This window comes from Streptomyces aurantiogriseus (genome assembly GCF_014649375.1).
GTDB lineage: Bacteria > Actinomycetota > Actinomycetes > Streptomycetales > Streptomycetaceae > Streptomyces > Streptomyces aurantiogriseus.
This window is the reverse complement of record NZ_BMSX01000005.1, coordinates 112,370-136,161: the sequence shown is the minus strand read 5'-3', so window position 1 is coordinate 136,161 and position 23,792 is coordinate 112,370. Positions and strand designations below refer to the sequence as shown.

General features: G+C 69.7%; 20 protein-coding genes and 1 pseudogene. 14 read left to right on the top strand and 7 right to left on the bottom strand.

All coding sequences use genetic code 11. The features are described from left to right. Window positions 1–17 precede the first annotated feature (17 nt). Together IE263_RS12985 and IE263_RS12980 are read right to left on the bottom strand one after the other, a co-directional pair. Window positions 18–1,337 carry a pyridoxal-phosphate dependent enzyme gene (locus tag IE263_RS12985; RefSeq protein ID WP_189935619.1) on the bottom strand — a complete coding sequence of 440 codons (1,320 nt, stop codon included), beginning with the start codon at window positions 1,335–1,337 and terminating at the stop codon, window positions 18–20. After that, the gene (locus IE263_RS12980; RefSeq protein ID WP_189935617.1) at window positions 1,334–2,800 is read right to left on the bottom strand and encodes a Y4yA family PLP-dependent enzyme; all 1,467 of its coding nucleotides are present in this window, start codon (window positions 2,798–2,800) and stop codon (window positions 1,334–1,336) included. The genes IE263_RS12985 and IE263_RS12980 overlap by 4 nt, the downstream gene beginning before the upstream one ends. A 794-nt stretch (window positions 2,801–3,594) precedes the next feature. Between IE263_RS12980 and IE263_RS48430 the strand changes: the two are divergent. After that, window positions 3,595–3,777, top strand: a pseudogene (locus IE263_RS48430) (flavodoxin family protein); the annotation flags it as partial. A 251-nt stretch (window positions 3,778–4,028) separates the two neighbouring features. Beyond that, complete coding sequence (locus IE263_RS49985; RefSeq protein ID WP_373311967.1) at window positions 4,029–4,601, top strand: DUF6919 domain-containing protein; 573 nt, start codon at window positions 4,029–4,031, stop codon at window positions 4,599–4,601. A 101-nt stretch (window positions 4,602–4,702) separates the two neighbouring features. On the opposite strand, the gene IE263_RS12965 is transcribed toward IE263_RS49985, so the two are convergent. Then, window positions 4,703–5,176, bottom strand: coding sequence for an NUDIX hydrolase (locus IE263_RS12965; protein WP_189935615.1), 474 nt, complete (start codon window positions 5,174–5,176; stop codon window positions 4,703–4,705). Between the two features lie 231 nt (window positions 5,177–5,407). On the opposite strand from IE263_RS12965, the gene IE263_RS12960 reads away from it, so the two are divergent. From IE263_RS12960 to IE263_RS12945, 4 genes are all read left to right on the top strand, one after another. Next, complete coding sequence (locus IE263_RS12960; protein WP_189935614.1) at window positions 5,408–5,953, top strand: trypco2 family protein; 546 nt, start codon at window positions 5,408–5,410, stop codon at window positions 5,951–5,953. Between the two features lie 14 nt (window positions 5,954–5,967). Beyond that, a complete protein-coding gene (locus IE263_RS12955; RefSeq protein ID WP_189935612.1) occupies window positions 5,968–8,022 on the top strand; it encodes a trypsin-like peptidase domain-containing protein in 2,055 nt (684 codons plus the stop codon). A gap of 403 nt (window positions 8,023–8,425) precedes the next feature. After that, window positions 8,426–10,324 carry a CASTOR/POLLUX-related putative ion channel gene (locus IE263_RS12950; protein WP_189935610.1) on the top strand — a complete coding sequence of 633 codons (1,899 nt, stop codon included), beginning with the start codon at window positions 8,426–8,428 and terminating at the stop codon, window positions 10,322–10,324. Between the two features lie 185 nt (window positions 10,325–10,509). Beyond that, complete coding sequence (locus IE263_RS12945; protein WP_229910950.1) at window positions 10,510–10,668, top strand: hypothetical protein; 159 nt, start codon at window positions 10,510–10,512, stop codon at window positions 10,666–10,668. A gap of 204 nt (window positions 10,669–10,872) precedes the next feature. Here the strand turns inward: IE263_RS12945 and IE263_RS12940 are convergent, their stop codons facing one another. Next, window positions 10,873–12,096, bottom strand: a complete 1,224-nt coding sequence (locus IE263_RS12940; protein ID WP_189935608.1) for an acetyl-CoA C-acetyltransferase — start codon at window positions 12,094–12,096, stop codon at window positions 10,873–10,875. 313 nt (window positions 12,097–12,409) lie between these two features. Here IE263_RS12940 and IE263_RS12935 point away from each other — a divergent pair, with 313 nt between their 5' ends. From IE263_RS12935 to IE263_RS12920, 4 genes are all read left to right on the top strand, one after another. Beyond that, window positions 12,410–13,279, top strand: a complete 870-nt coding sequence (locus IE263_RS12935; RefSeq protein WP_189935606.1) for an ABC transporter substrate-binding protein — start codon at window positions 12,410–12,412, stop codon at window positions 13,277–13,279. After that, entirely contained in the window at window positions 13,276–13,878 is a 603-nt protein-coding gene (locus IE263_RS12930) for a hotdog fold thioesterase (protein WP_229910949.1), read from the top strand. Before IE263_RS12935 ends, IE263_RS12930 begins: the two co-directional genes overlap by 4 nt. A gap of 219 nt (window positions 13,879–14,097) precedes the next feature. Beyond that, window positions 14,098–15,633, top strand: coding sequence for a bifunctional 3-(3-hydroxy-phenyl)propionate/3-hydroxycinnamic acid hydroxylase (locus IE263_RS12925; RefSeq protein ID WP_189935604.1), 1,536 nt, complete (start codon window positions 14,098–14,100; stop codon window positions 15,631–15,633). A 42-nt stretch (window positions 15,634–15,675) separates the two neighbouring features. Further along, the gene (locus tag IE263_RS12920; protein WP_189935602.1) at window positions 15,676–16,614 is read left to right on the top strand and encodes a VOC family protein; all 939 of its coding nucleotides are present in this window, start codon (window positions 15,676–15,678) and stop codon (window positions 16,612–16,614) included. 54 nt (window positions 16,615–16,668) lie between these two features. On the opposite strand, the gene IE263_RS12915 is transcribed toward IE263_RS12920, so the two are convergent. Beyond that, window positions 16,669–17,268: a TetR/AcrR family transcriptional regulator gene (locus tag IE263_RS12915; RefSeq protein ID WP_268256017.1), complete on the bottom strand. Its 600-nt coding sequence runs from the start codon at window positions 17,266–17,268 to the stop codon at window positions 16,669–16,671. A gap of 113 nt (window positions 17,269–17,381) precedes the next feature. Between IE263_RS12915 and IE263_RS12910 the strand changes: the two genes are divergently transcribed. Genes IE263_RS12910 through IE263_RS12895 form a run of 4 tightly spaced genes read left to right on the top strand, consistent with a single transcriptional unit; the run spans window position 17,382 to window position 21,897 of the window. Next, a complete protein-coding gene (locus IE263_RS12910; RefSeq protein WP_189935598.1) occupies window positions 17,382–18,401 on the top strand; it encodes a fumarylacetoacetate hydrolase family protein in 1,020 nt (339 codons plus the stop codon). Between the two features lie 16 nt (window positions 18,402–18,417). After that, the gene (locus IE263_RS12905; RefSeq protein WP_189935596.1) at window positions 18,418–18,996 is read left to right on the top strand and encodes a cupin domain-containing protein; all 579 of its coding nucleotides are present in this window, start codon (window positions 18,418–18,420) and stop codon (window positions 18,994–18,996) included. After that, on the top strand, window positions 18,993–20,936 hold the full coding sequence (locus tag IE263_RS12900) for an acetoacetate--CoA ligase (RefSeq protein WP_189935594.1): 1,944 nt from the start codon (window positions 18,993–18,995) through the stop codon (window positions 20,934–20,936). The genes IE263_RS12905 and IE263_RS12900 overlap by 4 nt, the downstream gene beginning before the upstream one ends. 7 nt (window positions 20,937–20,943) lie before the next feature. Then, window positions 20,944–21,897: a fumarylacetoacetate hydrolase family protein gene (locus IE263_RS12895; RefSeq protein ID WP_189935592.1), complete on the top strand. Its 954-nt coding sequence runs from the start codon at window positions 20,944–20,946 to the stop codon at window positions 21,895–21,897. Window positions 21,898–21,903: 6 nt separating this feature from the next. Here IE263_RS12895 and IE263_RS12890 read toward each other — a convergent pair whose 3' ends face one another. Further along, window positions 21,904–22,443 (bottom strand): MarR family winged helix-turn-helix transcriptional regulator, encoded by a 540-nt coding sequence (locus IE263_RS12890; protein ID WP_229910947.1) that lies wholly within the window; start codon window positions 22,441–22,443, stop codon window positions 21,904–21,906. 316 nt (window positions 22,444–22,759) lie between these two features. Beyond that, entirely contained in the window at window positions 22,760–23,578 is an 819-nt protein-coding gene (locus IE263_RS12885) for a DoxX family protein (protein WP_189935590.1), read from the bottom strand. Window positions 23,579–23,792: the final 214 nt, after the last annotated feature.

Genomic DNA, 23,792 nt, shown 5'->3' with positions numbered 1-23,792 from the left:
CGGATGCGGTCATGGGGTCAGTCCCGTACCAGGGGTGCGCCCGCGTCGCGCCAGGCGATGATGCCGCCGGCCAGACTGCGGACATCCGGATGCCCCATCCGGGTCAGCAACGCCGCATAGCGGGCGGACTTCTCGCCCACCGGGCAGGCCAGCAGCACCGGTCGGCTGCGGCTGAAGGGCAGGCCGCCACGCAGGAGTTCCTCGAAGACCTCGTCGACGATGTTGACCGAGCCGTCGATGTGCAGCGCGGCGTAGGCGAAGGGGCTGCGCAGGTCCACCACCAGCGGTCGGCCGGTGGCGATCCACGCCTGGGCGTCGGCCACGCCGACGCTCGGGGCCGTGCGTATCTCGGCGTCGGTCAGATCGGCCGGGGAGTTCGGGCGGCGGGGGCGCCCGAACAGGTCGGGACGCCGCTGCCGGACGTAGCTCAGGTAGCTCTCGACCCGGTCGCAGACGATGAACACCGCTGACTGGCGCTGCGTCAGCTCACCGTCGACCGCACGCAAGTGGCGTACGGCGCCGAAATAGGCGGCGCCGCCGGTGGGACCTGCCAGGATGCCGCACCGGCGGTTGAGGGTCAGCATTCCCTCGATGGCCTCGTCGGTGCTGACCGCCTCGATCGTGTCGTACGTCCCGGGGTCGAACAAACCGACCTCGTGCGCCTCGTCGATGGTGCGGATGCCGGGGATGAAATCGGACTTGGCCGCGACCAGCCCGACCACCCGCACCGCAGGATCGTTTTCCCTAAGGACGTGGGCGACGCCGGTGGAGGATCCGGCGGTGCCGACGCAGGCGATGAACCACTCGGGTGCCCGGCCGTCGAGGTCCTTGACGATCTCCGGGCCCGTGCCGGTGAGGTGGGCCTCGGTGTTGCGTGGGTTGAAGTACTGGTCGGTGTGCAGGTACGCGTTGCCCTGCCCGGAGATCGTCCGGTGGAAGAGGGTCAGCGGATCGTCGGTCGCGGTCGGGTCCAGGCATTCGCTCTGGCCCGGCAGTTCCTCGATCTCCGCGCCGAGCAACAGCAGCAGGTCCTTGATCTCCGGCACACGCATCCGGTTGGTGACGCTCTTGAAGGTCAGGCCGTGCATGCCCGCGAGGACGGCGAGGGCCTTGGCGGTGTTGCCGCTGGACAACTCGACGACCTGGCTGCCCAGTTCGGCCGCGTCAGCCAGGTGCGGGCGCGCCATGTTCCACGCGGCCCGGTCCTTGACCGACCCGAACGGGTTCAGCAGCTCCAGCTTGGCGTACAGATCGATGTGCGTCAGACCGTGCACGGCCGGGTCGATGCGCACCAGCGGGGTGTTGCCGATGGCCTCGGTGATGCTGTCGTACCTCACTGAGCTCCCCCCACGGATGTGGTCGGCCAGTACTGATCATCCAGACACCAGCGCCACGAGCCGCCCTCCTGCCAGGCCGCGACCTTGCGTGCGACCGGCTGCTGCTGGGCGCGGGTGGCATGGAAGTCCATGCAGTAGGCGGCGGTGTTGACGAAGGCCAGCAGGTCGCCCGGCTCGGGGCGACGGGGCAGGAAGACCGTACGCCGGGTGATCAGGTCGGTCTCCAGGCACAGGCTGCCGAAGAGATGGACGGCCACGGGCTGGTCAGCAGTGCGTCTGTCCGGCCGGGGGATGAGGACGGGGTCCATCAGCACCCCGTGCTCCTCCAGGCCCACGTCGTCGGCCTTCGCCGCCAGCCGCACGAGGAGCTCCCCGCCGGGCTCCTGCTCGCGCACCTCCAGCACCTTCGCGAGGGTCAGCCCGCACTGGTCCAACAGCGCCCGCCCGGGTTCGGTGTGCAGGTCGTACAGGTGCTCCACCAGCAGCGCGCCCAGCGGGCGGCCGCCCAGCGACGCGGCCGGGTGGGACAGCAACTGGTCGAGGTACCGGGCTCCGGCGACCGGCCGGTGGGCGGGGTACAGCCCGAGACTCCCGCGCAGCGTGCCCCCCTCGTTGCGCAGGCCATAGCCGTGCCCGCCCCAGGTCAGGGGCGGACGCGCGCCCAGGACTGCGGCGGTGAGTTCGGTCGTGTACCGCTCCCACTGTTCGCCGTCGGCCAGGTAGCTGATGCCGAAGCCGCCGCCGATGTCCACGGCACAGGGCCGCAGCCCCCGACTGCGGCACTCCTCCAGAGCCCGCAGGCAGCCTTCGAGCGCGGTCGCCTTCTCGGCGAGACTCGTCGTGTCCAGGTGATACGCCATCCCCACCAGGTCCACCGCGTCACTGTGCCGCTCGGCCGCCTCCAGCAGGGGAACCAGCTCCGCTGCCGGCGTACCGAACCGGCTGCGTCGGCTCAGCACCCGCACGCCGGGCACGTCGAAGCCCGACAGGCGCAACAGGACGTCGGCGCGCGGAAGGCTGCACTTGCGTATGAGCGCGGACAGTTGCTCCAGTTCATCGCGGCTGTCGACGCTGACGGTGACCGAGGTGCGTGCAGCCAGCCACAGGAACTCCGGGTTCTTCGGCCCGGTGGCGAGGATCCGGTCAGGGGTGAAGCCGGCGCCGAGCGCGTGCTGCAGCTCGCCCAACGACGCGACGTCCACGCCGGCGTCCGTGGCGGCCAGCCGCCGCAGCAGGGCACTGGACCGGCTGCCCTTGTGAGCGAAGAACACCTGGCCGGACAGGTGATGCCTGCCGTACACCGACCGGAACTGCTCCAGGTTGGCGGCGATCTGGTCAGGGATCACCACGTGCAGTGGAGACCCGAGGGCATCGGTGAGCGTGTTGAGCACGCCAGGGGATTCCAACAACGAGCCGAGCCGCGGGCCCAGCCGCGGCTTCAGATACAAGGGATGCCCGCCCATGCCCAGCCCCTCCAGCCGCACGTCAGCCCGGCATCCCGGGCGTGCCCGACCACTCCCCAGGTTCGCCGTATAGCCTCTTTCCATTCTTCAGTGGCTTTACGCCCGATACCGCCTGTGCTGCGCCGTGACTGCGCGAGCGCGAAAGGGAGCTGTGGTGCTCGGGACGTAGCCCTGAGCCACCGGGGTGCAGGCTGTCGAGACGCGACGGCGGGCGCTGCCATGGCAGTCTGCGATCAGTCGCCCGAACCGGAGCCGTAGTGTCCAGGCCGAAACGGTAACGACCCACCAAGTCGTACCCGGGCCGGAGCAACGGGAGTTGCCGGCGGAGGACCGGCTGGTGCTGCAGTGGGTGGCGAAGGCGTCCCGGCCGTTGATCGGCCTGCATGACCCGGTCCTGGCGCGCGATGTGCTGGAGTCGCTGCGCCGCAAGCTGGACGGCGGCCAGGCGGCCGTGGAGACGATGCGCCGCAAGCGCAAGGTGCTGGTGCACGCGCTCCACTACGTCGTGGAGAGAGGCGAGCTGGGCAGTCATCCGCTGGAGAAGATCCGGTGGCGGGTGCCCAAGCCGTCGGTCTCGGTGGATCCGCGGGCGGTGGCCAACCCGTACGGGGCACGGGAGCTGCTGAGCGCCGTCTCCTACGTGGGCGGATACCGGCGGGGTCGTGGCCGTCGGCTGGTCGGGTTCTTCGCCGGCATGTACTACGCCGGTCTTCGCCCGGAGGAGGCGGTCGCGGCAGCGCTGCCGGACTGCCGCCTGCCCCGCGCCGGTTGGGGGCGGTTGATCCTGCACCGCAGACCCCGGTTCGGGCGGCCCGGACAACGACTTCACCAACCGCAACACCAGCTTCATGACCTGGAATCTGATGCACCTGGCGGTCCTGCTCAAACGCGCAGGAGGCCTCCCGGCCTACGGCAACCAGCGCTCGGAGTGGGACGCCGGCCGCCGACCGGGGGCGGACAACCCCGAACACCGCTGAATGCGACGGTGCGGCGTAAGGATTCCGTCATCACCTGCGGGGTGTGGGACGGCTGCCCCTTCCGTTGAATGGGGCAGCGGCAGACAAACTCCCAGGAGACGAGGCGGGGATGGAGCGCGTGCGGAAGGTACTGACCAGTCCGTTGGTCATCGCGGTGCTGGTGGTGGCGGTCGGCGGAGTCGGCTTCGGGCTGTACTGGTTCCAGCCGTAGAAGCTGTGGCAGGACGAGACCGTCGAAGAGGCCCTGCCCGGTGTCGTGGAGACTTCGGCTCCTCCTGCCGCGGCGCCCGCAGCGTACCGCTGCTGGAGGTTCTCGCGGCCGCCAACGATGCAGGGTTCCTCACCGAGGGCTCCAGCCCGGCGATCTCGCCGAACTCCATGAACTGCCACGGCGGCAAAGGGCGTTCGTCGCGGACCCGGCGCTCGCCGAGGCCCTGTGTGCGCGGGCCGCCGAGGCCGGGCTGGTCGTCCGGGCGTACCGGCCAGGAAGCCGTGTCGACGAGAGCGGAGAACGGGACGCGGTCAACGTCATGACGTGGGGCGCCCGGGTCAACACCGGGATGGGGAACTGGCTTTCGCCGCGAGCGGTGCACCGGATGCTGCCCGGCTGCGGCCGCCAGGCCGTACGCGAGGTCGCCGCGGCCTGGCAGGTCACGCTCTCCGTCGTCCTTCCATGCTCAGCAGGGCGTTGGAATGGGGTCACCGCGGCCCCCATCGCAGGCAGGGTGTCAAAGCCACCGGTGAGTTCGGCCGCCATCGGCCCGTCCGGAGGGGGGATCATCGCTTCACCAGGTTCAGGATCAGCGTGGCAACAAACAACCTGACGAGAAGGAGGTGACCTCTGTGACAGCCTGCGGCGGTCACCCAGCCCTCACCGCAACCATCCGTTGACGTTCTCGACGCACACGAGGATGGTGATGGCGCCTCAGTGCAGGATCAGGCCGCCGACCGGGACGGCAGCGACGTGGCCGGTTGCCGGAAGCGTCTGAGCCAAGGCGAGGCCAATGTCGACCAGCGATGACCGGCGCAGACAAGCGACATCGGGAATCGGAGTCCAGACCGACTCAGCGATTGCGCCGTTCGGCTCCGGCCGAAGCTGGCCCCCGGTGATACGAACCTGGTAGAAGACGCCAACGTTCTGATGCTCTGGTCCGCCGGGGATGGCACGTTCGGCCGCGGGGATCACCCGGGAGTCCACACCCAACAGGCGTTCGACCACCGCGTCGCAGCCGGTCTCCTCGGCGACCTCCCGGATCACCGCGTCGAACGGATCCTCCGCGTGCTCGACCCTGCCACCCGGAAGGGTCCAGTTGCTCTCGCCCTTCGGCGGCACGTGATGGGCGAGCAGCACCCGCCCGCCCTCGATGCACACGGCGTACGCCGCCAGCCGGAAACTCATTACCCCGCACCTCCCACCGGACCCTATCCCGAGGTCCAAGATCCATGCAGGGCCATGAGGGCAGAGCAGAGTGGAGCCAGATCAACTTCTTACGCCTGGAGCCACTTCAGTTCCGTGCGGTGGAGCCCAAAGAAGTGCTTACAGACACCCGCGTGCCCGGGGATGACGTCTCGTGCAGCTGGAACCTGACCGCCTCATCCGGGCTTCCCCCGCGCCCGCGGGGGAAGCCCGGTGGAACAGGTGGCGGGAAAGCGCTGGCTGACCGCCGTGCCGACGTCTCTTCCGCTTCTCGCCGAGCAGATGGGGGCAAATTCGGTACGCCCCAGGCGAGTTGTGCTGTCCGCTGAGGCGCTGACTCGCCCGCGTATCGCGGTTTCCTCAGGCACACTGGACGAAGGTGGGTCGGGCGAGGGGGCAGGCGTGGAACAAGTGGACGGGACGGAGTTGTCCGAGGCGGTCAAGGCGGTCCGTGCCGGGCTCGCGGCCGCTCAGCAGGAGGGCGCCGACTCGGCGATCCGTTTCACGGTGAAGGAGATCGTCCTCGACCTGGGGATCGAGATTCGCAGGACGGCCTCGGCGGGTGGCGGCGTGAAGGCGTTCGTGGTCTCCGGCGAAGCGCGCGGTGAGCGTGCCGGAACCGCCACCCATCGTATGACCGTCACTTTGGAGGTCGCTGAAGGCGGCGCTGCCGTGGCTGGCACTGGCGCGGGCCGGCAGGTGCTGATCGGTGACCAGGGGCAGGTGGGCGACCTGCCGGGCGGGAGAGCGTTCCAGTAAGAGGGGCGGCGCAGATGGGATGGGACCGTGCGGCATCGGTGGAGTACGCCGGTGGTGTGGGCGCCGGATGTGTCGTCGCGCCGGGCTTGGTTCTGACGGCGTATCACGTGGTCCGGCCGGTTGTGGGGTTGGAGGATGCGCCTGTCGTCGTCCGGGTCATGGATGGTGGGGCTGAAGCGGGTCGGGCGGTGGCCGAGGTGATCTGGCACCGGGGCGACGCGGCTCTGCTTGCATGCCGGCCTCAGGATCTCGGCGGGGAGTTCGCGCCGGTTCGGTGGGGGGAACTCACCTGCGTGCGGCCCGCGATGCCGCCGGAGTGCTCGGCGGTGGGCCGGCCGCTTGCTGGTGTGCGGCGTGTCCAGGGAAGCTGTGTGGGTGAGGATCGCTGGTATCGGGCGGAGCACGTCGTCACCGGCAGGATCAACGTCGTCGACAACGCCTCGCGCACCTACAGCCTCCAGGTCGACCGGCAGCCCCCGCAGGACCTCGAGGGCGCGGCCTCCCCATGGCAGGGGATGTCAGGTGCCGGGGTGTTCTGCGACGACCTGCTGATCGGGCTGGTCACTACTGCGCCGACCGGGTGGGGGCACGGCCGTCTGGACGCCCTTCCCGTCCGTGAGCTGCTGGACGACCGGCAATTCTGCGCACTCGTGCAGCAGGCGTGCGGCACCTGGCCCCGGCTCGAGCCGGCCGATCTCGACCCGCTCTTCGAGGGACATCCGCAGCCTGTGGCCGCCGCCTCCTACTTGCTCTCGCCGCATTCCGAGGTCGTACCCTTCGTCGGCCTGGCCACCGAGCTGACCCGGCTGTCCGACTGGTGCACCACCGGTCCGACGGTCAGCGTGGCCGTCGTGCACGGCCCTGGCGGGGTCGGCAAGACCCGCCTCGCCGTCGAGCTCGCGCGCCGCGTGTCCCAGCGGCGGCCGGAGGCTGAGCACGCAGCGGGCGGCCCCGCCGTGCCCTGGTCGGCAGGGTTCCTGCAGCTCGATCCGCAAGCCCCGTACACCATGCTGCGGCATCTGATCCGGCCCACGCTCGTCGTCGTCGACTACGCCGAGACCCGCCGTGACCAGGTTGAGCAGCTCATGGCCACCCTCGCCAGGCACCGGCCGCCAGGGAAGCCCGTACGGCTGCTGCTGCTCGCCCGTGCCGTGCCGGCCTGGTGGGAGCTGGTCCGGGCCCGGTACGCACCGATGGCTGGCGGACCGGTGATCGCGGTGGCCCCGCGGGACGTCTTCCGGCAGCACGAGGTGAGCGAGGTCCGTGAGCAGGCGGTGCTCGCCTTCGGCCAATGCCTCGCCATGCTGCGCCGGGCCGGTCTGCGCGATGACTGGGATCCGGGCGAGATCACCGACCTGGCCCGCTTGCCCGGCCCGCCGCCGGCCGACGACGGGAGCGGGATCCTCGCCGTTCACATGGACGCCCTCGCCGGGGTTCTCGCGGGCACGTCGGACGGACTGGCCGACAGCTTGACACCCGCTCAGGTGCTGCTCGCCCACGAGGCCAAGTACTGGGACCGTGCCTTTGGGGCGAACGGTCTGGCTCACCTTCCCCAGGACCTGCGCGAGGAGCTGGTCGCGGTTCAGCGCATGGCCTGCGCCGTCGACCGGCGGCAGGCCGGCGCGGCGATCCGCACTGCCTGGGACTTCCACCACCGCGGCTTCCCGCACCCGCTGGACGGGCCCACGGGCCTCGCTCTTCAGCGCACGCTCCGCGAGCTCTACCCCTCCATGGGAAACGGCTTCTGGGGCGGCATCGGTCCCGACGCGCTCATAGCCCACCTCATGGCCGGGGTGGAGGAGGCGTCCGAGGGCGAGTTTGTCAACTGGGCCCTCACCTCACCCCACCTCGACAAGGACCAGGTACGACACGGCCTCACCATGATCGCCCGCGCCGCGCCCCTCCGGCCCCGGCTGCTCAGCGGAGCGGCGCACGTGATCGCCTCTCACCCGTCCGATCTGATGCCGCTCGCGGAGGACATCACACCCCTGCTGCCCAAGGACGAGCGTGACGCCTGGCAGGACGAGATCGCCTCCGCCTCAAAGGTACTGAGCGACGACGGCACCTGAACCGCTGCCGGCCCCGCCGGCCGCGATTCAGGCACGGGGGTCATGCGCGAGACGATCTCGTCGCGCGGCGTGCGGAACGTTCCCGCTCTACTTCGTGGCCGCCGTCGTAGAAGGCCCCTGTTCCCCGGTGACGTGTGAAGCCCTCGTCGAGCGGCGTCTGCGGCTGGGCATCCGATAGCGACGATGGCGACGAACCCTTACGTCACAGCAGGTCCGCCGACGTGGACGGCTGGGGAAACCCGAAGGGATGAATGCTGAGCAAACTCCGACTGCCGCCGCGATCGATTCCCCACACTGCCACATGCGTATTCACATTCGTGCTCTCCGGCGGGCCTGCGCGGCGCATCGCGTACGCGGCGCCGACCCGGCCTCACGAGAGTGCGGGGCTACGGAGGGGGGAAGGTTGGCGCAGTGGTGCAATCGGTTCGGCGACAGAGCCCGTTACTGGTTCGACAGCACGCTGGCTCGCGGTGCGTCCGCTCTCGTCGGCTGGATGGCGCTGTTGTGTCTGTCCATCGTCGTCCCGGCCAGTGCGGTGCTGGTGTGGACCGACCCCCGCGCGCCGGCGTCCCTGGCGGAGCGGCTGGCGCAGGTATGGCACCTCACCGGGGAGACACTGCGGCTGGGCGGTGCGACGGGTACGCCGCTGCGAGTGATGATGTCGGTGCTGCTCGCACTGGTCGCTCTGCTGTACGTCTCGACGCTCGTCGGCCTGATCACGACCGCGCTCACGGAGCGGCTCACCGCGTTGCGACGGGGCCGTTCCACCGTGCTCGAACACGGGCACGCCGTGGTCCTGGGGTGGTCGGAGCAGGTCTTCACGGTGGTGAGCGAGCTGGTGGCCGCCAATGCCAACCAGCGGCGGGCGGCGGTGGCCGTGCTGGCCGACCGGGACAAGACCGCCATGGAGGAGGCCTTGAGCACGAAGGTGGGTCCCGTCGGCCGTACGCGGCTGATCTGCCGCAGCGGCCCCACTACCGACCCGGCCGTGCTCAGCCTGACCAGTCCGGCCACGGCCGGTGTCGTGCTGCTCCTGCCCCACGACGAGCCCGACGCCGACGCCGAGGTGGTCAAGACGCTGCTGGCGCTCAGGGCAGCCCTGGCCGGTGGGGGAACCCGTCCGCCTATCGTCGCCGCCGTCCGGGACGACCGCTACCGCCTGGCCGCCTGTCTCGCCGCCGGACCGGGCGGCGTGGTCCTCGAGAGCGACACCGTCACCGCCCGGCTGATCGTCCAGGCCGCCCGCCGGCCCGGGCTCTCCCTCGTCCACCAGGAACTCCTGGACTTCGCCGGCGACGAGTTCTACCTGATCACCGAGCCGACCCTGGCCGACCGACCGTTCGGCGACGCGATGCTGTCCTACCCGACGTCGAGCGTCGTCGGGATGATGCGAGGAGGCACCCCCCTGCTCAACCCGCCACCGCAGACACCCATGGCCCCGGACGATCTGCTCATCGTCATCTCCCGTGACGACGACACGGCCTGGCTGGAAGACTGCGCTGAGTTGGTCGAGAAGGCGGCGATGGCGTCCGGCCCTGCGACGCCCGCGCGACCGGAGCGGGTTCTCCTGCTGGGCTGGAATCGCCGAGCGCCGCTCATAGTCGACCAGTTGCGCCGCCGCGCTCAGCCCGGATCAGCCGTCGACGTGGTGGCGAACGGTGATGAAGTGACAGTCCGGCAGGTGAGCGAGGCCGACGCACACAGCGGCACCGACCTGACCGTGACACTGCACCACGGGGACGTCACCCGTCCCGAGACCCTGCGACGTCTGGACGTTCACTCCTACGACAGCGTGATCGTGCTGGGCCAGGACCCCGCTCCCGAGCAGCCGCCGGACGACCCCGACAACCGCACGCTCGTCACCCTCCTGCTTCTGCGCCAACTGGAGGAGGCCACTGGGCGCGAACTGCCGGTTGTCACCGAACTGATCGACGACCGCAACCGGGCGCTGGCCCCCATCGGCCCCGGAGCCGACGTGATCATCAGTGGCAAGCTCATCGGCCTGCTCATGGCGCAGATCTCCCAGAACCGGCACTTGGCAGCGGTGTTCGAGGAACTGTTCTCCGCCGACGGCACCGGGGTTCGCCTGCGGCCGGCCACAGACTACGTGTTGCCGGGGCGTGAGACGTCCTTCGCCACAGTCGTGGCCGCGGCACGTCATCGCGGCGAATGCGCCATTGGTTACCGAAGCCACGACGACGCGTCGACGAGTCCCGGCTACGGCGTGCGGATCAACCCGCCCAAAGCCGAGCGGCGCCGCTGGTCGGTCGAGGACGAGGTGGTTGTCGTCGGCAAGGACTGACGGAAGTCTTTGGCATGATGCAGGGGTTCACGCGGCGCGGGGCTCTGGCCCTTCAATGATCCGGCCTTCGTACAGGACGTCCTCGGGACAACCTGAAGATCCTCCGCGCGCCCCGCACCCGCCACTACCAGGACAAGATCGATGCCGCCGAGTCCGGCGGGCAGGGCGGCGACGCGCGTACCCGCGTGTTCTTCACTCTCGCCCTGGCCGGCTGGAGCATCGCCATGCCCCAGCTGCGGCGCATGGTCCTCGGCCCCGACTACAGCCTCGACGACCTCCGCGTGGACGTCGCCCGGGCCGTACAGACCCTGTCGACAGATGTCGGGCCTCCCGGCCCGGCGTAGCAGCCGGGCGGCAGGACCGGTTCGTCTCGTCGGGTATGGAGGGGTTGGCTGGTGCGTTCCCCAGGCCCTCCCTTCCGACCTCCACGTGTGAGTCGCGCAGCTTGGCTTCGAGCAGGCGGGTGCGCGCCAAGCGCCGCCCGTCTGCGTCGGCGTCTGCCCGGGGCCGTCCGGCTGACAGGCGGCCCCAGGCAGGCGACGGGGTACTCAGCTGAGGCGCTCCAGCACCATGGCCATGCCCTGCCCGCCTCCGACGCACATGGTCTCCACGCCCCACTGTGCGTCGCGCGTACGCAGCCCGTTGATCAAGGTGGTCATGATGCGCGCGCCGGTCGCGCCGAACGGATGTCCCAGCGCGATGGCCCCACCGTGCACGTTGAGCCTGTCCAACGGGATGCGGAGTTCGCGCTGAGAGGCGATGACCTGAACGGCGAACGCCTCGTTCATCTCGAACAGGTCGATGTCCCCGACCGACAGGCCGGCGTGCGCGAGAGCCCGTCGTGTGGCCTCGACCGGCCCCAGGCCCATGATCTCGGGGGACAGGGCGGACACGCCGGTGGCCACGATCCTGGCCAGGGGAGTGACGCCGAGCTCTCGCGCCCTGACATCGCTCATGATGACCACGGCGGCGGCTCCGTCGTTCAGCGGGCAGGAGTTTCCGGCGGTGACCGTGCCGCCCGGCCGGAAGGCCGGCGTCAGACCTGTGAGGGCCTCGTACGTCGTGCCGGGGCGCGGGCTGTCGTCGGTGGCGATCACCGTGCCGTCGGGCAGCCGGACAGGGGTGATCTCCCGGGCGTGGAACCCGGACTCGGCGGCCTTGGCGTACAGCTGCTGGCTGCGCAGGGCGTAGTGATCCTGCTCCTGACGGCTGATCTTGTGGAGGCCCGCCACGTTCTCCGCGGTCTGCCCCATGCCTATGTAGACGTCGGGCAGCAGGCCGTCGGAGCGGGGATCGGTCCACAGGCGGTTGGTTCGCGCGTCCTCCGAGGTGCGCTCCCTGGCCTGCTCGAATGCCGGGTTCGAAGCGTTGTCGGCATCCGCTCCGGTGGGTCCGAAGTGCCGGTAGCGCGAGACGCATTCCACACCCGCGCTGACGAAGATGTGGCCTTCTCCCGCCTTGATGGCGTGGTAGGCCATCCGGGCGGTCTGCAACGAGGATGAGCAGAAACGGTTGACCGTGGTACCGGGCACCTCGTCCAGCCCCAGCTGCACGGCCACCCGCCGGGCGATGTTGGCACCGTGCTCGCCGCTCGGCTCGGCGCAGCCGAGATGAAGGTCGTCGATCCGTGTCGGGTCCAGTTCGGGCAGCTGGTCGAGGGCCGCGCGGACCGCCGTCACCGCGAGATCATCGGGGCGGACATCCTTCAGGGAACCCTTGACGGCGCGCCCGATGGGCGTGCGGGCGGCAGCGACTACGACGGCTTCAGGCATGTCATGCACCTCTCAGGGCGGCTGCGTGGGGCGGGCCGACTCGACGGCGGCTCTCCATCGAAGGGAATGCTAAACGGACCGTTTCGTATGAGGCGCGGGGTTGCCCATGCTGTGCGGGGGTTCCGGTGCGCGCACGGAGGGGTGGGGGCGCGCGTCGGAAGCATCATTTCGCCAGGTCAAGTGAGGTTTTATCGGCTGCCGTGCGATCGTGTCGCGGGGCGCTGCGGCCATAAAAAATCACCGGCTGCGATCCTAGACGTTCCGTTTCGATTGACCTAGTGTGTGGGCACCTCGTGCAGAGAGGAGCACTCCAATGACGGCGTGCTTTCGACAGGCGGTGTTCGTTCCGCCGCCCGTATGTGTCGTTGCCGACGAGCTGGGTTTCTTCGCTCACGCCGGCCTTGAGGTCGAGACCGTGCTGATCGAGTCGTCGACGGACCAGCGTGACCGACTGCTGACCGACGACGTCGATGTGGGCGTCACGGCTATCGACAACCTGGTCGTCTGGAACTCCGGCGGAGGCGACCTCCGGGTCGTCGCCGAGATCGAGTCGACGACACCGCTCCGGCTGGTCGCACAGCCCTCGGTGAGGGGGCTGGAAGACCTGCGGGGCGCCGTGCTCGGCGTGGACGCGCCCGACAACGGCTTCGCCGTCGTGTTGCGTCATCTCCTCGGTCACCATGGCCTTCCGCCCGACGCGTACGAGTTCGAGCCGGTGGGCGGAGTGCGCGAGCGCTTCGAGGCCCTGCGCTCACGGTCGATCGATGCGGCGTGGCTGGGGCCGCCGCTGGACGAGCCGGCGCGACAGGAGGGGTTCGTCTCGCTGCTCGCGGTCGAGGACGAGGTGCCGGACTTCCCTGGGCAGGCCGTCGTGGCCGGTCCCACGACGCGGCAGGCGGGGCGGGACAACCTCTCGCTCTACCTCACGGCCCTCGACAGGGCGCGAAAGTGGCTGCACGCCACTGAGGACGAACAGATCCTGGACGTGCTGACGCGAGGCGGGTACGGACCGGCCTCGGCGCAGGCCGCGCTGCGCACGCGCCCCGCCTCGCTGGCTCCTGCTCGTGCCGGTCTGCAGTGCGTCCTCACGATGCGCGACAAGCTCGGCATGATGCCCGACCACGCGCCTGGTGTCGATGACCTGTACGACGGCCGCCCGCTCGGTCTGGAGCTGCGTTCATGACGCCCGACCTGTTCCCGTCCGACGGTCATCGCGACGACGCGGGGCGCGTCACGGACGGTCAGGTGGCCAAGAGCGTGCGCCACATGCTCAGCGAGGACCGTACCCGCGAGCTCCTCGGAATACAGGTCGATTCGGCCGCCGAAGGGCGGGCGCGCGCACGGATGCGGGTCCGGCCGGACATGGTCAACGGTCACGCGATCGTGCACGGAGGGCTCGTGTTCGCGCTGGCCGACACCACCTTCGCGTGTGCCGTCAACAGCTTCGGTCCGCCGGTCGTCACGGCGAGCGCGGACATCGCCTTCCGGCGCCCCGGCCACCTCGGTGACGACCTGATCGCCGAAGCGGTGACCCGCTCCTGGCAGGGCCGCTCAGTGATCTGCGAGGTCACGGTGCGGCGCGGTGACGACGTCATCGCCGAGTTCCGCGGGCGGGGGGTGCGGATCGTGGTGGCGGACGGTAAGCCGGCGGAGGGGAGCGATCCGGTCCCGGGCGGCTTGTCCGGACGAGCCGGCCACGAGGAGCACCGCGCCCGTCCGGCGGGCGCGGACACCGACGCGGTGGACGGACCGGCCGTGCCAGGGCACGCGCCGGGCCGCTAGAGCCGCGGACGCCGAGCGCACAGTCGTCCGGCGGACGCGCGGGGGTGCAGAGACCAAACGGTACGTCCAAGTACCAGAGCCGCTGACGGACCGGCCGTGCCACGGCACACGTCGGGCCGCTAGAGCCGCGGACGCCGAGCGCACAGTCGTCCGGCGGACGCGCAGGGGTGCAGAGACCAAACGGTACGTCCAAGTACCAGAGCCGCTAATGGAGTTCAGGTGTCACAGGACTGTGAAGTCATCGTTGTCGGTGGTGGACCCGTCGGGGTGATGGCCCTTGCGTTGCTGGGCCATGCCGGTGTGCGGGCCGTGGGGATCGAACGCGAGCCCGAGCTGTGGCGACAAGCGCGGGCCGTGCACTTCGACGGTGAGACCGTGCGTTCCTTCCAGGCCATGGGCCTGGGAGAGGAGCTCTCCGCCCGGGTCAAACCGATGTGCGACTACCGTATGGAGAACGAGGCGGGCGAGACTCTGGTGTCCCATGCCACGGGGCAGATGGGTCCGCAGGCATGGCACTCGGAGGTCCTGTTCCATCAGCCTGAGGTCGACGGGCTGCTGCGCGCCGAAGTGGCACGGCTCGCCGATGTGGAACTCCGGGTCGGCACCACGCTGCTGGACATCCAGCAAGGTGATGACTCGGTCCGCTGCACCGTCCGTACACCGGAGGGGACGACACGGACACTCACCGCGCGATGGGTCATCGCCTGTGACGGCGCCACCTCGACCGTCAGGCGCGCGCTCGGGATACCCGGCGAGAACCTCGGCACCGACGATCCGTGGCTCGTCGTCGACGGACACCTGCGAGGGACGGCGGGGATCGAGGGTGACATGGTCTTCCTCGGCCGGCACACCCGTCCCGCGCTCTGGATCAGGCTTCCCGGTGACCGGGTGCGCATGGAGTTCAAAGTCCTCCCCGGAGACGACCCGGAGGAGATCGTCACACCGGCGGGCATCGCCCGGTTGAGCCGAGGTGTTCTCACGCCGCAGAACTTCGAACCCGACCGCAGCGTCATCTACACCTTCCGCGCACGGCTGGCCACGTCATGGCGGGTCGGCAATGTGTTCCTCGCGGGTGACGCCGCTCACCTGGCACCTCCGCTGTTCGGCCAGGGACTGTGCGCCGGCCTGCGGGACGTGGCCAACCTGGTGTGGAAGATCCGGCTCGTCTCACGTGGCAGAGCCCCCGAGTCCCTCCTCGACACCTACGAGTCCGAACGCAAGGACCACGCCAGGTACTGGGTCCAGCAGGCGGCGACGATGGCCGGACTCGTCCAGACCACCGACCCCGTGATGGCTGCCCGGCGGGACGCCCACATCCGCGCCAATCCGGCCGACAGCTACCCGCCGGCACCGGCCCTGGGCCCGGGTGTGCACACGGGCCCCGCCGACCCGCACGGCGGACGTCTCTCGATGCAGCCGATGCTGCCTGACGGGACACGTCTCGACGACCTCGTGGGACGCCGGTTCCTGCTCGCGGCCACGCCCGAACTGCAGGCCGGGCTGCCCGACCCCGTACGCAAGGCGCTGGAGGAGGAGCCCGAGGTCGCCGTACTGACCTCCCCCCAGCACGTCGGCCAACTGCTCACGTCGGTCGAGGCCCCTGCCGTCCTGGTCCGTCCCGACCGCTATGTGCTCGGGACGGCACACACCCCCGAACAGCTCGAAGCGCTGCTCCGGCTCCTGCCCTTCGCGGGCGCCCTGGAACCCCGGCGCGAGATGAGCCCGCCGCGGCAAGAGACCACCGCACAGCACTGACCCGCCCGCGTGCAGACACTGTTTCCCCCACAGGAGTTCACCATGCCCGACCAGCCCATCACCCACCTTCGGCACGTCGACATCGCAGTTCAGGACTACGACAAGCAGGTCGCCTTCTACGAGCAGCAGTGGGGGCTGACCAAGGTCGGTTCCGACGGCGATGTCACCTACTTCGCCGCCGAGGGCTCGCCCGAGCAGTACGTCGTCCGGGTCCGCCGTTCCCAGGACAAGCGCCTCGACCTGGTCTCCTTCGGTGCCGCCGACCGTGCCGCAGTGGACGGTCTCGCCACCCGCCTCGCCACCGACGGCGTGAAGCTGGTCAGCGAGCCGGACACGCTCCAGACGCCCGGCGGCGGCTACGGCTTCCGGTTCTTCGACGTGGAGGGGCGGACCATCGAGATCTCCACCGAGGTGGCCGCCCGCACCCACCGCAGGATCGAGGAGCGCGAGGACATCCCGGTGCGGCTGTCCCACGTCGTGCTCAACTCCCCGGAGCCCGAGCGCATGATGGCCTTCTACGAGAAGTACCTGGACTTCCGGCTCTCGGACACCAATGTGCACCCGCAGCTCGGCGGGATCATGTGGTTCCTGCGCTGCAACCCCCAGCACCACAGCATGGCGATCGCACGCTGTCCCCATGTCTCGCTGCACCACGCGTCCTTCGAGATGCGTGGCCTGGAGGAGTACATGCGCGGCAGCGGGCGCCTGATGCGCGACGGGATCCACAAGGTCTGGGGGCCCGGACGGCATCGCGCCGGGGACAACACCTTCACGTACTTCCACGACCCCAACGGCAACACCATGGAGTACACCACGGAGCTGGAGACCCTCGACGAGGACACCTGGCACCCCCACCTGTACAGCACCGAGGACCCGGAGACCTCGGACGTGTGGGGGACTTCCAACCCGATGAACGACTTCGTGTCCAGGGAGATGTTCAACGACCCGGACCGGGGATTGTTCATCGCACCGCCGGTGTGACCCCCCGGGCCCGAGGTGCCGCGGTGCGCTCGGCACGCCGCCGGGCGGAGGGGCTCAGGACTCCTCGTCCGGCGACGGATGCGCTGCCAGGCCGCGGATCCCCAGGTCCACGAGCTGTTCCGCGAGCGCGTCGTCGAGCGGGACGCCGCCGAAGAGGAGGTGGAAGTAGACCGGGGCGTAGAACATCTGGGCTGCCGACGCCGGATCGAGGTCGGACCGGAAGACGCCCTCGTCGATTCCCCTGCGCATCAGCTTCTCGACGGCCGCGGCGCGCTCCTGCCAGAACCGCGCGCGGAAGTTGGCCATCGTCTCGGGGTCGTACTGCCCCTCGGCGATGATCTGGGCGACCAGCTTGCCCTGCGGGCCGGCGTAGCGGGAGATCAGCGACTTGAGGTGCGTCAGGAGGGCCTCGCGGACCGGCACCCCTTCGGGGATGCGGGTGTGCGCCAGGTGGTTCTCCATGAAGGCGTCGATGACGACCGCGGCCTTGTTCGGCCACCACCGGTAGATCGTCGCCTTGCTGACCTTGGCCCGCTTGGCGATCGCCTCCATGGTCAGTTTCTGCACCGTGATGGCGCGCCTGCCGTCGCGGACAAGGAGGTCCATGGTCGCGTCGAGAATCGCTCGACGACTCGATTCGCTTCGTACAGCCACGAAGTCAAACTACCCCACGCACGGCCTCAATCCCCATGCCAGCAAGGGATCGACAAGGCAATTTGTTCGCCATACGATACGAAACGTTTCGGATAGATAGAGGAGCTGCACACATGAAGCTGGGCCGGATCTCAACACCTTCCCCCGACGGCGAGCAGATCAGGCTCGTCGCCGTGCGGCCCGACGAGGGCAGGGTCGTCGACCTGGCCAGGGCCTATGCCCTGGGCAGGCAGGCACAGCGCGCGACGCCGGAGGCGGCCCGCCGACTGGCCGCGGCCCACTTCCCGTCGAGCATGGCCGCCGCCATCGCCGCCGGGCCGGCGTTCCTCGACGCCGCCCACTGGGCCGTGGACCGGGCCGACGACGACGCTTCGCTGCCGATCGAGGGGCTGTCCTGGGTGGCGGCCGTCGACCCGCCGGTCATCCGTGACGGACTGACCTTCCCAGCGCACATGAAGGGGTTCTCGGAGAAGGTGGGCGGCGGACTGCCCAACCCCCAACTGTTCAAGACGCCCGGCTACTTCAAGGGATCCACCGGAGTGGTCTACGGCCACGACGAGGAGATTCCCTACCCGGGCTACTCCGAATTCGTCGACTACGAACTGGAGATGGGCCTCGTCGTCGCGGCCGCGGGCCGCAACCTGACCCCCGACGACGCCCGCGCCCACCTGTTCGGCGTCACGATCTTCAACGACTTCAGCGCCCGTGACGTCCAGGGGCCCGAGATGGGCATGGGCATGGGCCCGCAGAAGTGCAAGGACTACGCGTATGGCATCGGTCCGTGGATCACGACCGTCGACGAGTTGCCGTCCGTCGACGGACTCAAGGGTGTTGTCCGCGTCAACGGCGAGGTCTGGAGCGAGACCAGTGCCGAGGGAATGATCTACACGCCGGAAGAGCTGCTCGCCTACGTCTCCATCAGCGACAGGCTTCAGCCCGGCGACCTCATAGGCTCCGGCACCCTCCCCAACGGCTCCGGCCTGGAAATCGACCGGCGGCTGTCGCCCGGAGACGTCGTCGAACTCGAGCTGGAAGGCGTCGGTGTCCTGCGCAACCGCATGAGCGCCGAGCCGGACCAGGCCCCCTGGTGGCCCGAGCCCCGCCCGTACCCCTTCGGTACGTCGGCGAACTGACGACGGGACAAGACAGATGACCAACCCGCACGCCATCAAGCCGGTGCGGCGCATCGTGACCGGCCACACCGCCGACGGCCGCTCCACCGTCATCAGCGACGGCCCGGCTCCCCACGTCTTCGCGTCCGACACCGTCGAAGGGTTCGGCGCGATCGTCCCCTGGCAGACCGAACCGGGCGATGTCAGCAACGACGGCAACCAGGACGCGGCCTCCGCCGACGTCCAGGTGCCGATGTACCCCAAGCTCGGAGGAACGGTCTTCCGGATCGCGAGCTTCCCGCCCGACAGCGCCTACACCGACGCCGCCGCCGACTCCCTCTTCGACGCCATCGACGGCGAACACGCCCGCGACGCCGCGCCCCCCTCCGCCGGCGACCGCCACTTCTGGTTCCACCGCACCGACAGCCTGGACTACGCCCTCGTCCTCGAGGGCGAGATATGGCTGCTGACGGACGAGGGAGAGACCCTCGCCAGGGCCGGTGACGTGATCATCCAGCGAGGCACGAGCCACTCCTGGTCCAACCGCGGTGACACGACCTGCCGCGTGGCCTTCGTCCTCATCGGTGCCCTGCCCGTCGACACCGCTGTCTCATGAGCACCGCGCACGACATCCTGTGGACGCCGAGCCGTACCCGGCAGGAGGGTAGCGAACTGGCTCGCTACCGCCGTGGGCTGAAGGACTACGACGGCGGCGGCGACTACCTCGCTCTCTGGCGCTGGTCGACGCGGGACCTGGGCCGGTTCTGGGAGTCGGTCGCCGAGTTCGAGGACGTACGACTCGGTGGTACCCCGACCGGCCCGGTGGCTCCCCGGGAGATGCCCGGAGGCACGTGGTTTCCCGGCCGTACCGTGAACTACGCCGAGCATGTGCTGCGCCGCTGCCCGGGCGAGGCGCTCGTCGTCGTGGACGACGACGGCACGTCCCACAAGGTCTCGCGAGCCGAACTGCGCGGCCAGGTCGCCGCCCTCTCCGCCGCGCTGCGCCGGATGGGCGTGGCCCACGGCGACCGGGTGGCCGCCGTCCTGCCCAACCGTGCGGAGGCGGTCGTGGGGCTCCTCGCCTGTGCCGCGGTGGGGGCCGTGTGGTCGGTGTGCTCCCCGGAGTTCGGCGCGGACGGGGTGCTCTCGCGGTTCGCCCAGCTGGAGCCCAAGGTCCTGATCCTCACGGACGGCTACCACTACGGCGGGCGGAGGCACGAGCGCACGGACGAGATGCGCACCGTGATCGACCGGCTGCCGTCGGTGGAGCACGTGCTCTGGGTCGATCATCTCCACTTCGGAAGCCTGCCCACGGCGGACCGCCCCGTGTCGCTCTGGGGCACGGTCACGGCTGGAGGAGGCGAGCCGGAGTTCGACGAACTGCCCTTCGACCACCCGCTGTGGGTGCTGTTCTCCTCCGGTACCACCGGGGCACCCAAGGGCATCGTGCACGGCCATGGAGGTGTCCTCCTGGAACACCTCAAGGTCCTGCGGCTGCACTCGGACCTACGGGTCGGCGACCGCTTCCTCAACGTCGCCAGTACCAGCTGGGTGGTGTGGAACATGCTGGTCTCCGGGCTCGCGGTCGGCGCCACGATCGTTCTGCTGGACGGGAACCCGGTCCGCCCCGACCTGGGGCGCGTCTTCCGTGTCGCCGACGAACACGACGTCGACACGCTCGGTGTCAGTGCCGGATACCTGCACGCCTGTCTCAAGGCCGGTCTCGCCCCTGAGACCGGGGCACTGCGGACGGTGCAGGTGACCGGATCACCGCTGTCCACCGACGGTTTCCGTTGGGTCCACGACCGGCTCGGCGACGTGTGGCTGACCTCCATGAGCGGCGGCACCGACGTGTGCTCGATCTTCGTCGGCGGAGCCCCCACGCTGCCCGTCCGCGTGGGGCGCATCCAGGCACCGGCCCTGGGCGTCTGTGTCGAAGCCTGGGACGAGGACGGCAAGCCCGTGGTCGGCGAGCGGGGCGAGCTGGTGATCACGCAGCCGATGCCCTCGATGCCGCTCCGCTTCTGGAACGACCCCGACGGCCGGCGCTATCGGGAGAGCTACTTCTCCGTGTACGCCGGAGCCTGGCGGCACGGGGACTTCATCGAGTTCGAGCCTGACGGCAGCAGTGTGATCCACGGCCGCTCGGACTCCACCCTGAACCGGCAGGGCGTGCGCATGGGGCCGGCGGACATCTACCGGGTCGTCGAGGCGCTGCCCGAGGTGCGCGAAGCCCTCGTCGTGGGCGCCGAACTGGGCGAAGACGCCTATTACATGCCGCTGTTCGTCGCCCTCCAGGAGGACGCCGACCCCGAAGCGGTGGCGCGGCGCGTCAACCAGGTGCTCCGGGAGGAGCTGTCACCGCGGCACGTGCCCGACGAGGTCGTGCCCATGCGCGGGATCCCGCACACCCGCACGGGAAAGAAGATAGAGGTGCCGGTCAAGCGCCTGCTGCAGGGAGCCTCCCTGAGCGACGTCGTGGACCTGGGCGCGGTGGACGACAGCGCGCTGCTCCAGGAATACGCGGAGTTCGCCCACACCCGCCGGAAAGCATGAGGAAACCATGAGCCAGACCCCCTTCTCGCTGGGAACGTTCGCCGACGGACAGTCCGGTCCGTTCCCCGGCATCGTCGTGGACGACCGGGTGTACGACACCCGGACCGTCCTGCCCGAAGCCACGACCACGTCGGACCTGCTGGCCGACTGGGACACCTCCCTGGAGGTGCTCCAGTCCCTCGCCGACGCACCCGAGGGCGACGGGCGGCCGGTCGGGGAGCTCACGGTGCTCGCCCCGGTCCAGCCGCCGGGCCAGATCTTCGGCGCCGGGGCCAACTACCGCGAGCACGTCATCCAGATCACCGTGGCGCACCGCCTGGGGAAGGCGGGCGCCACGGAGGAGGAACTGCGCGAGCAGGCCGCCCGGGAGATGGACGAACGTGCCGCGCACGGTGAGCCGTACGTGTGGGTGGGCGTCCCGTCCGCGATCAGCGGCCCGTACGACGACGTCATCCTGCCCTCCATCGGTGAGAACCACGACTGGGAACTCGAGTTGGGCGTGGTCATCGGGCGCGAGACACGCGAGGTGAGCCGTGACGAGGCACTGGACCATGTCGCCGGGTACACCATCTGCAACGACCTGACGACGCGCAGCCTGGTGCCGCGACCGGACATCCCGATGATGGGCACCGACTGGATGCGGGCGAAGAACCAGCCCACGTTCTACCCCACGGGCCCCTACCTCGTGCCGGCGCGCTTCGTGCCCGACCCGCAGGACCTGGACATCACGCTCCGGCTCAACGGCAAGGTCATGCAGAAGGGCAACACCAACGACATGATCTTCGGGGTGGCCGCCCTCATCTCGTACATCTCGCACCGGGTGACGCTGCAGCCGGGCGACATGATCATCACCGGCTCTCCGCAGGGCAACGGCTCGCACTACGGCCGGTTCCTGCGCGCGGGCGATGTGATGGAGAGCGAGATCACCGGACTCGGCACGCAGCGAAACCTCTGCAGGTAGCCGCCGTCACGTCCGTTGCCTGACCTCGAATCGCAGTGAGTGGGCGGTGAGCTTCTCCAGCAGTGCGATGAGCGTTTTCTGTTCGTCCGCGCTGAGAGAGCCCGCCCACTCCTGTTCGCGTTCGTTGTGCGCCTGGAACGCCGTGGTGATCGCGTGCAGACCGCTCTCGGTGAGGCTGAGGCTGACCGCTCGTCCGTCGTGCGGGGCGCGTGTCTTGGTGACGAGACCGTCCCGCTCCAGCGTGTTCACCAGCGCCGACACAGCCGCGCGACTCATGCCGGACAGCTCCGCGACCTTCTTCGCCTCGACGGGGCTCGACAGCCAGATCGCGAACAGTACGCGGAAGCCGGGCCACGACCATCCCCGGGGCCGGTGGACGGTTGATTCCAGGTCGTACACCAGCATGTTCGCGGCCCGGTGGAGGGTGAGCACCAGCCGCATCGCCAGCGGATCGACGCCCGGGAGCTCACGGCTCGCGCGGTTGACCGCATGGTCGATGAACGACCAGAAATGCAGGTCCTCGTTGTCCGGCTGCTCGTGGTTCACACCAGGAGTGTAGGCCGGACGGCCGCCCGGCCTCCGGCGTACTCAACCCGGGGCGGCGGCACGCATCCTGTGCGTGGTCCGTTCCCGGGAGGCACCGAGATGACCACAAGGGGTACGGGCGCGAAGGGGTCCCTGGGGATCTCGCCGGGCGCGAGCTGAGCACTCTGTCTCCCCAGACATGTTCGGTACGTATCGTTTCGTTTGGCGCTCGCTGTAAGAGGCACCGCGCCCTGCGGCGGTGCCGGAAGGCGGCCTCCCGCAGACGACTGCGGGGGACCGCTCCGGGTTCGAGGTGGGCTCGGCGGTAGCGCTCCGGTCAGCTCCCGGATACCTCATGCGCGGTGGTGCTTGTTGCCGGAGGCGCGGACGACCTGCGCTGATGCATCAGGATTCCCACGAAGCCCGCGAGGAATCCGCTGATCAGTCCCGAGACCGCGTGATTGGCCGTGTTGGCGCCGACACCGCTGGGCATGCCGACGGCGGTGTAGTTGACGAGGGCGCTCATCGCGGCGCCGACGACTCCGCCGATGAGGCCGCCGGCGGCCGCGGCACGGCCGCCGGAGGGCTGGGCGATGGCAGGCCGTGACGCCTCGCCGTCACGCGCCGGTCTGGGGCCGGCCGGGGCGTCGCCGCGTTCCAGGCCGATGACACGGTCGACCGCGAGCGGCCCCGGGCCGGCGAGCACGACCACCAGCAGGGCGGCGATGACCACGAGAGGGAAATCCGCTCCGGAGCCGGAGGCCGGACCTGTCTCCGGGGTGAAGAAGCCGACGTCCTCGATCACCAGGGCGATGGCGATGCCGAGCTGCACGGTGAGCAGGGCTGCCGTGAGCCGCGATACCAGGCCGATCAGGAGGAGGGCTCCTCCCACGGCCTCCAGCAGTGCCACGACCCAGGCCATCAGTGCGGGAGCGGGTAGATCGAGCTGGTGCTGCAGGAACGCGGCGAATCCGGAGGTCCCGTCGGTCCCGTCGACGATCTTCTGCAGGCCGTGGAGGAGCAGAACGAGCCCGCTCAGCGTGCGGGCCACCAGTGGGGCGATGCCGTGGTGGCGGTGGATTCGGGCGAGCCCGAAGACCGAGCGGAGCGGCCGGTCGACGTCGGACGAGGCGACTTGGGGGTGAGATGCGGTCATGAGCGGGTGCCTTCCGGGGCGGGGTGGATTGATAAGAGCGCGGATGCGGTGACCGATGCTCAGTGGTCCTCTCCGGCCAGGACGTGATGCGTCCGCGACGCGACGTGCCTGGCTGTTGCGAGTCCGGACGCTGCTTTGCGGAGGGCGTTCTGTGCGTCCCCGGTACGGGCCGCGGATGAAGCGGCCACCGAGACGTGCGTCACAGCGAGCAGAA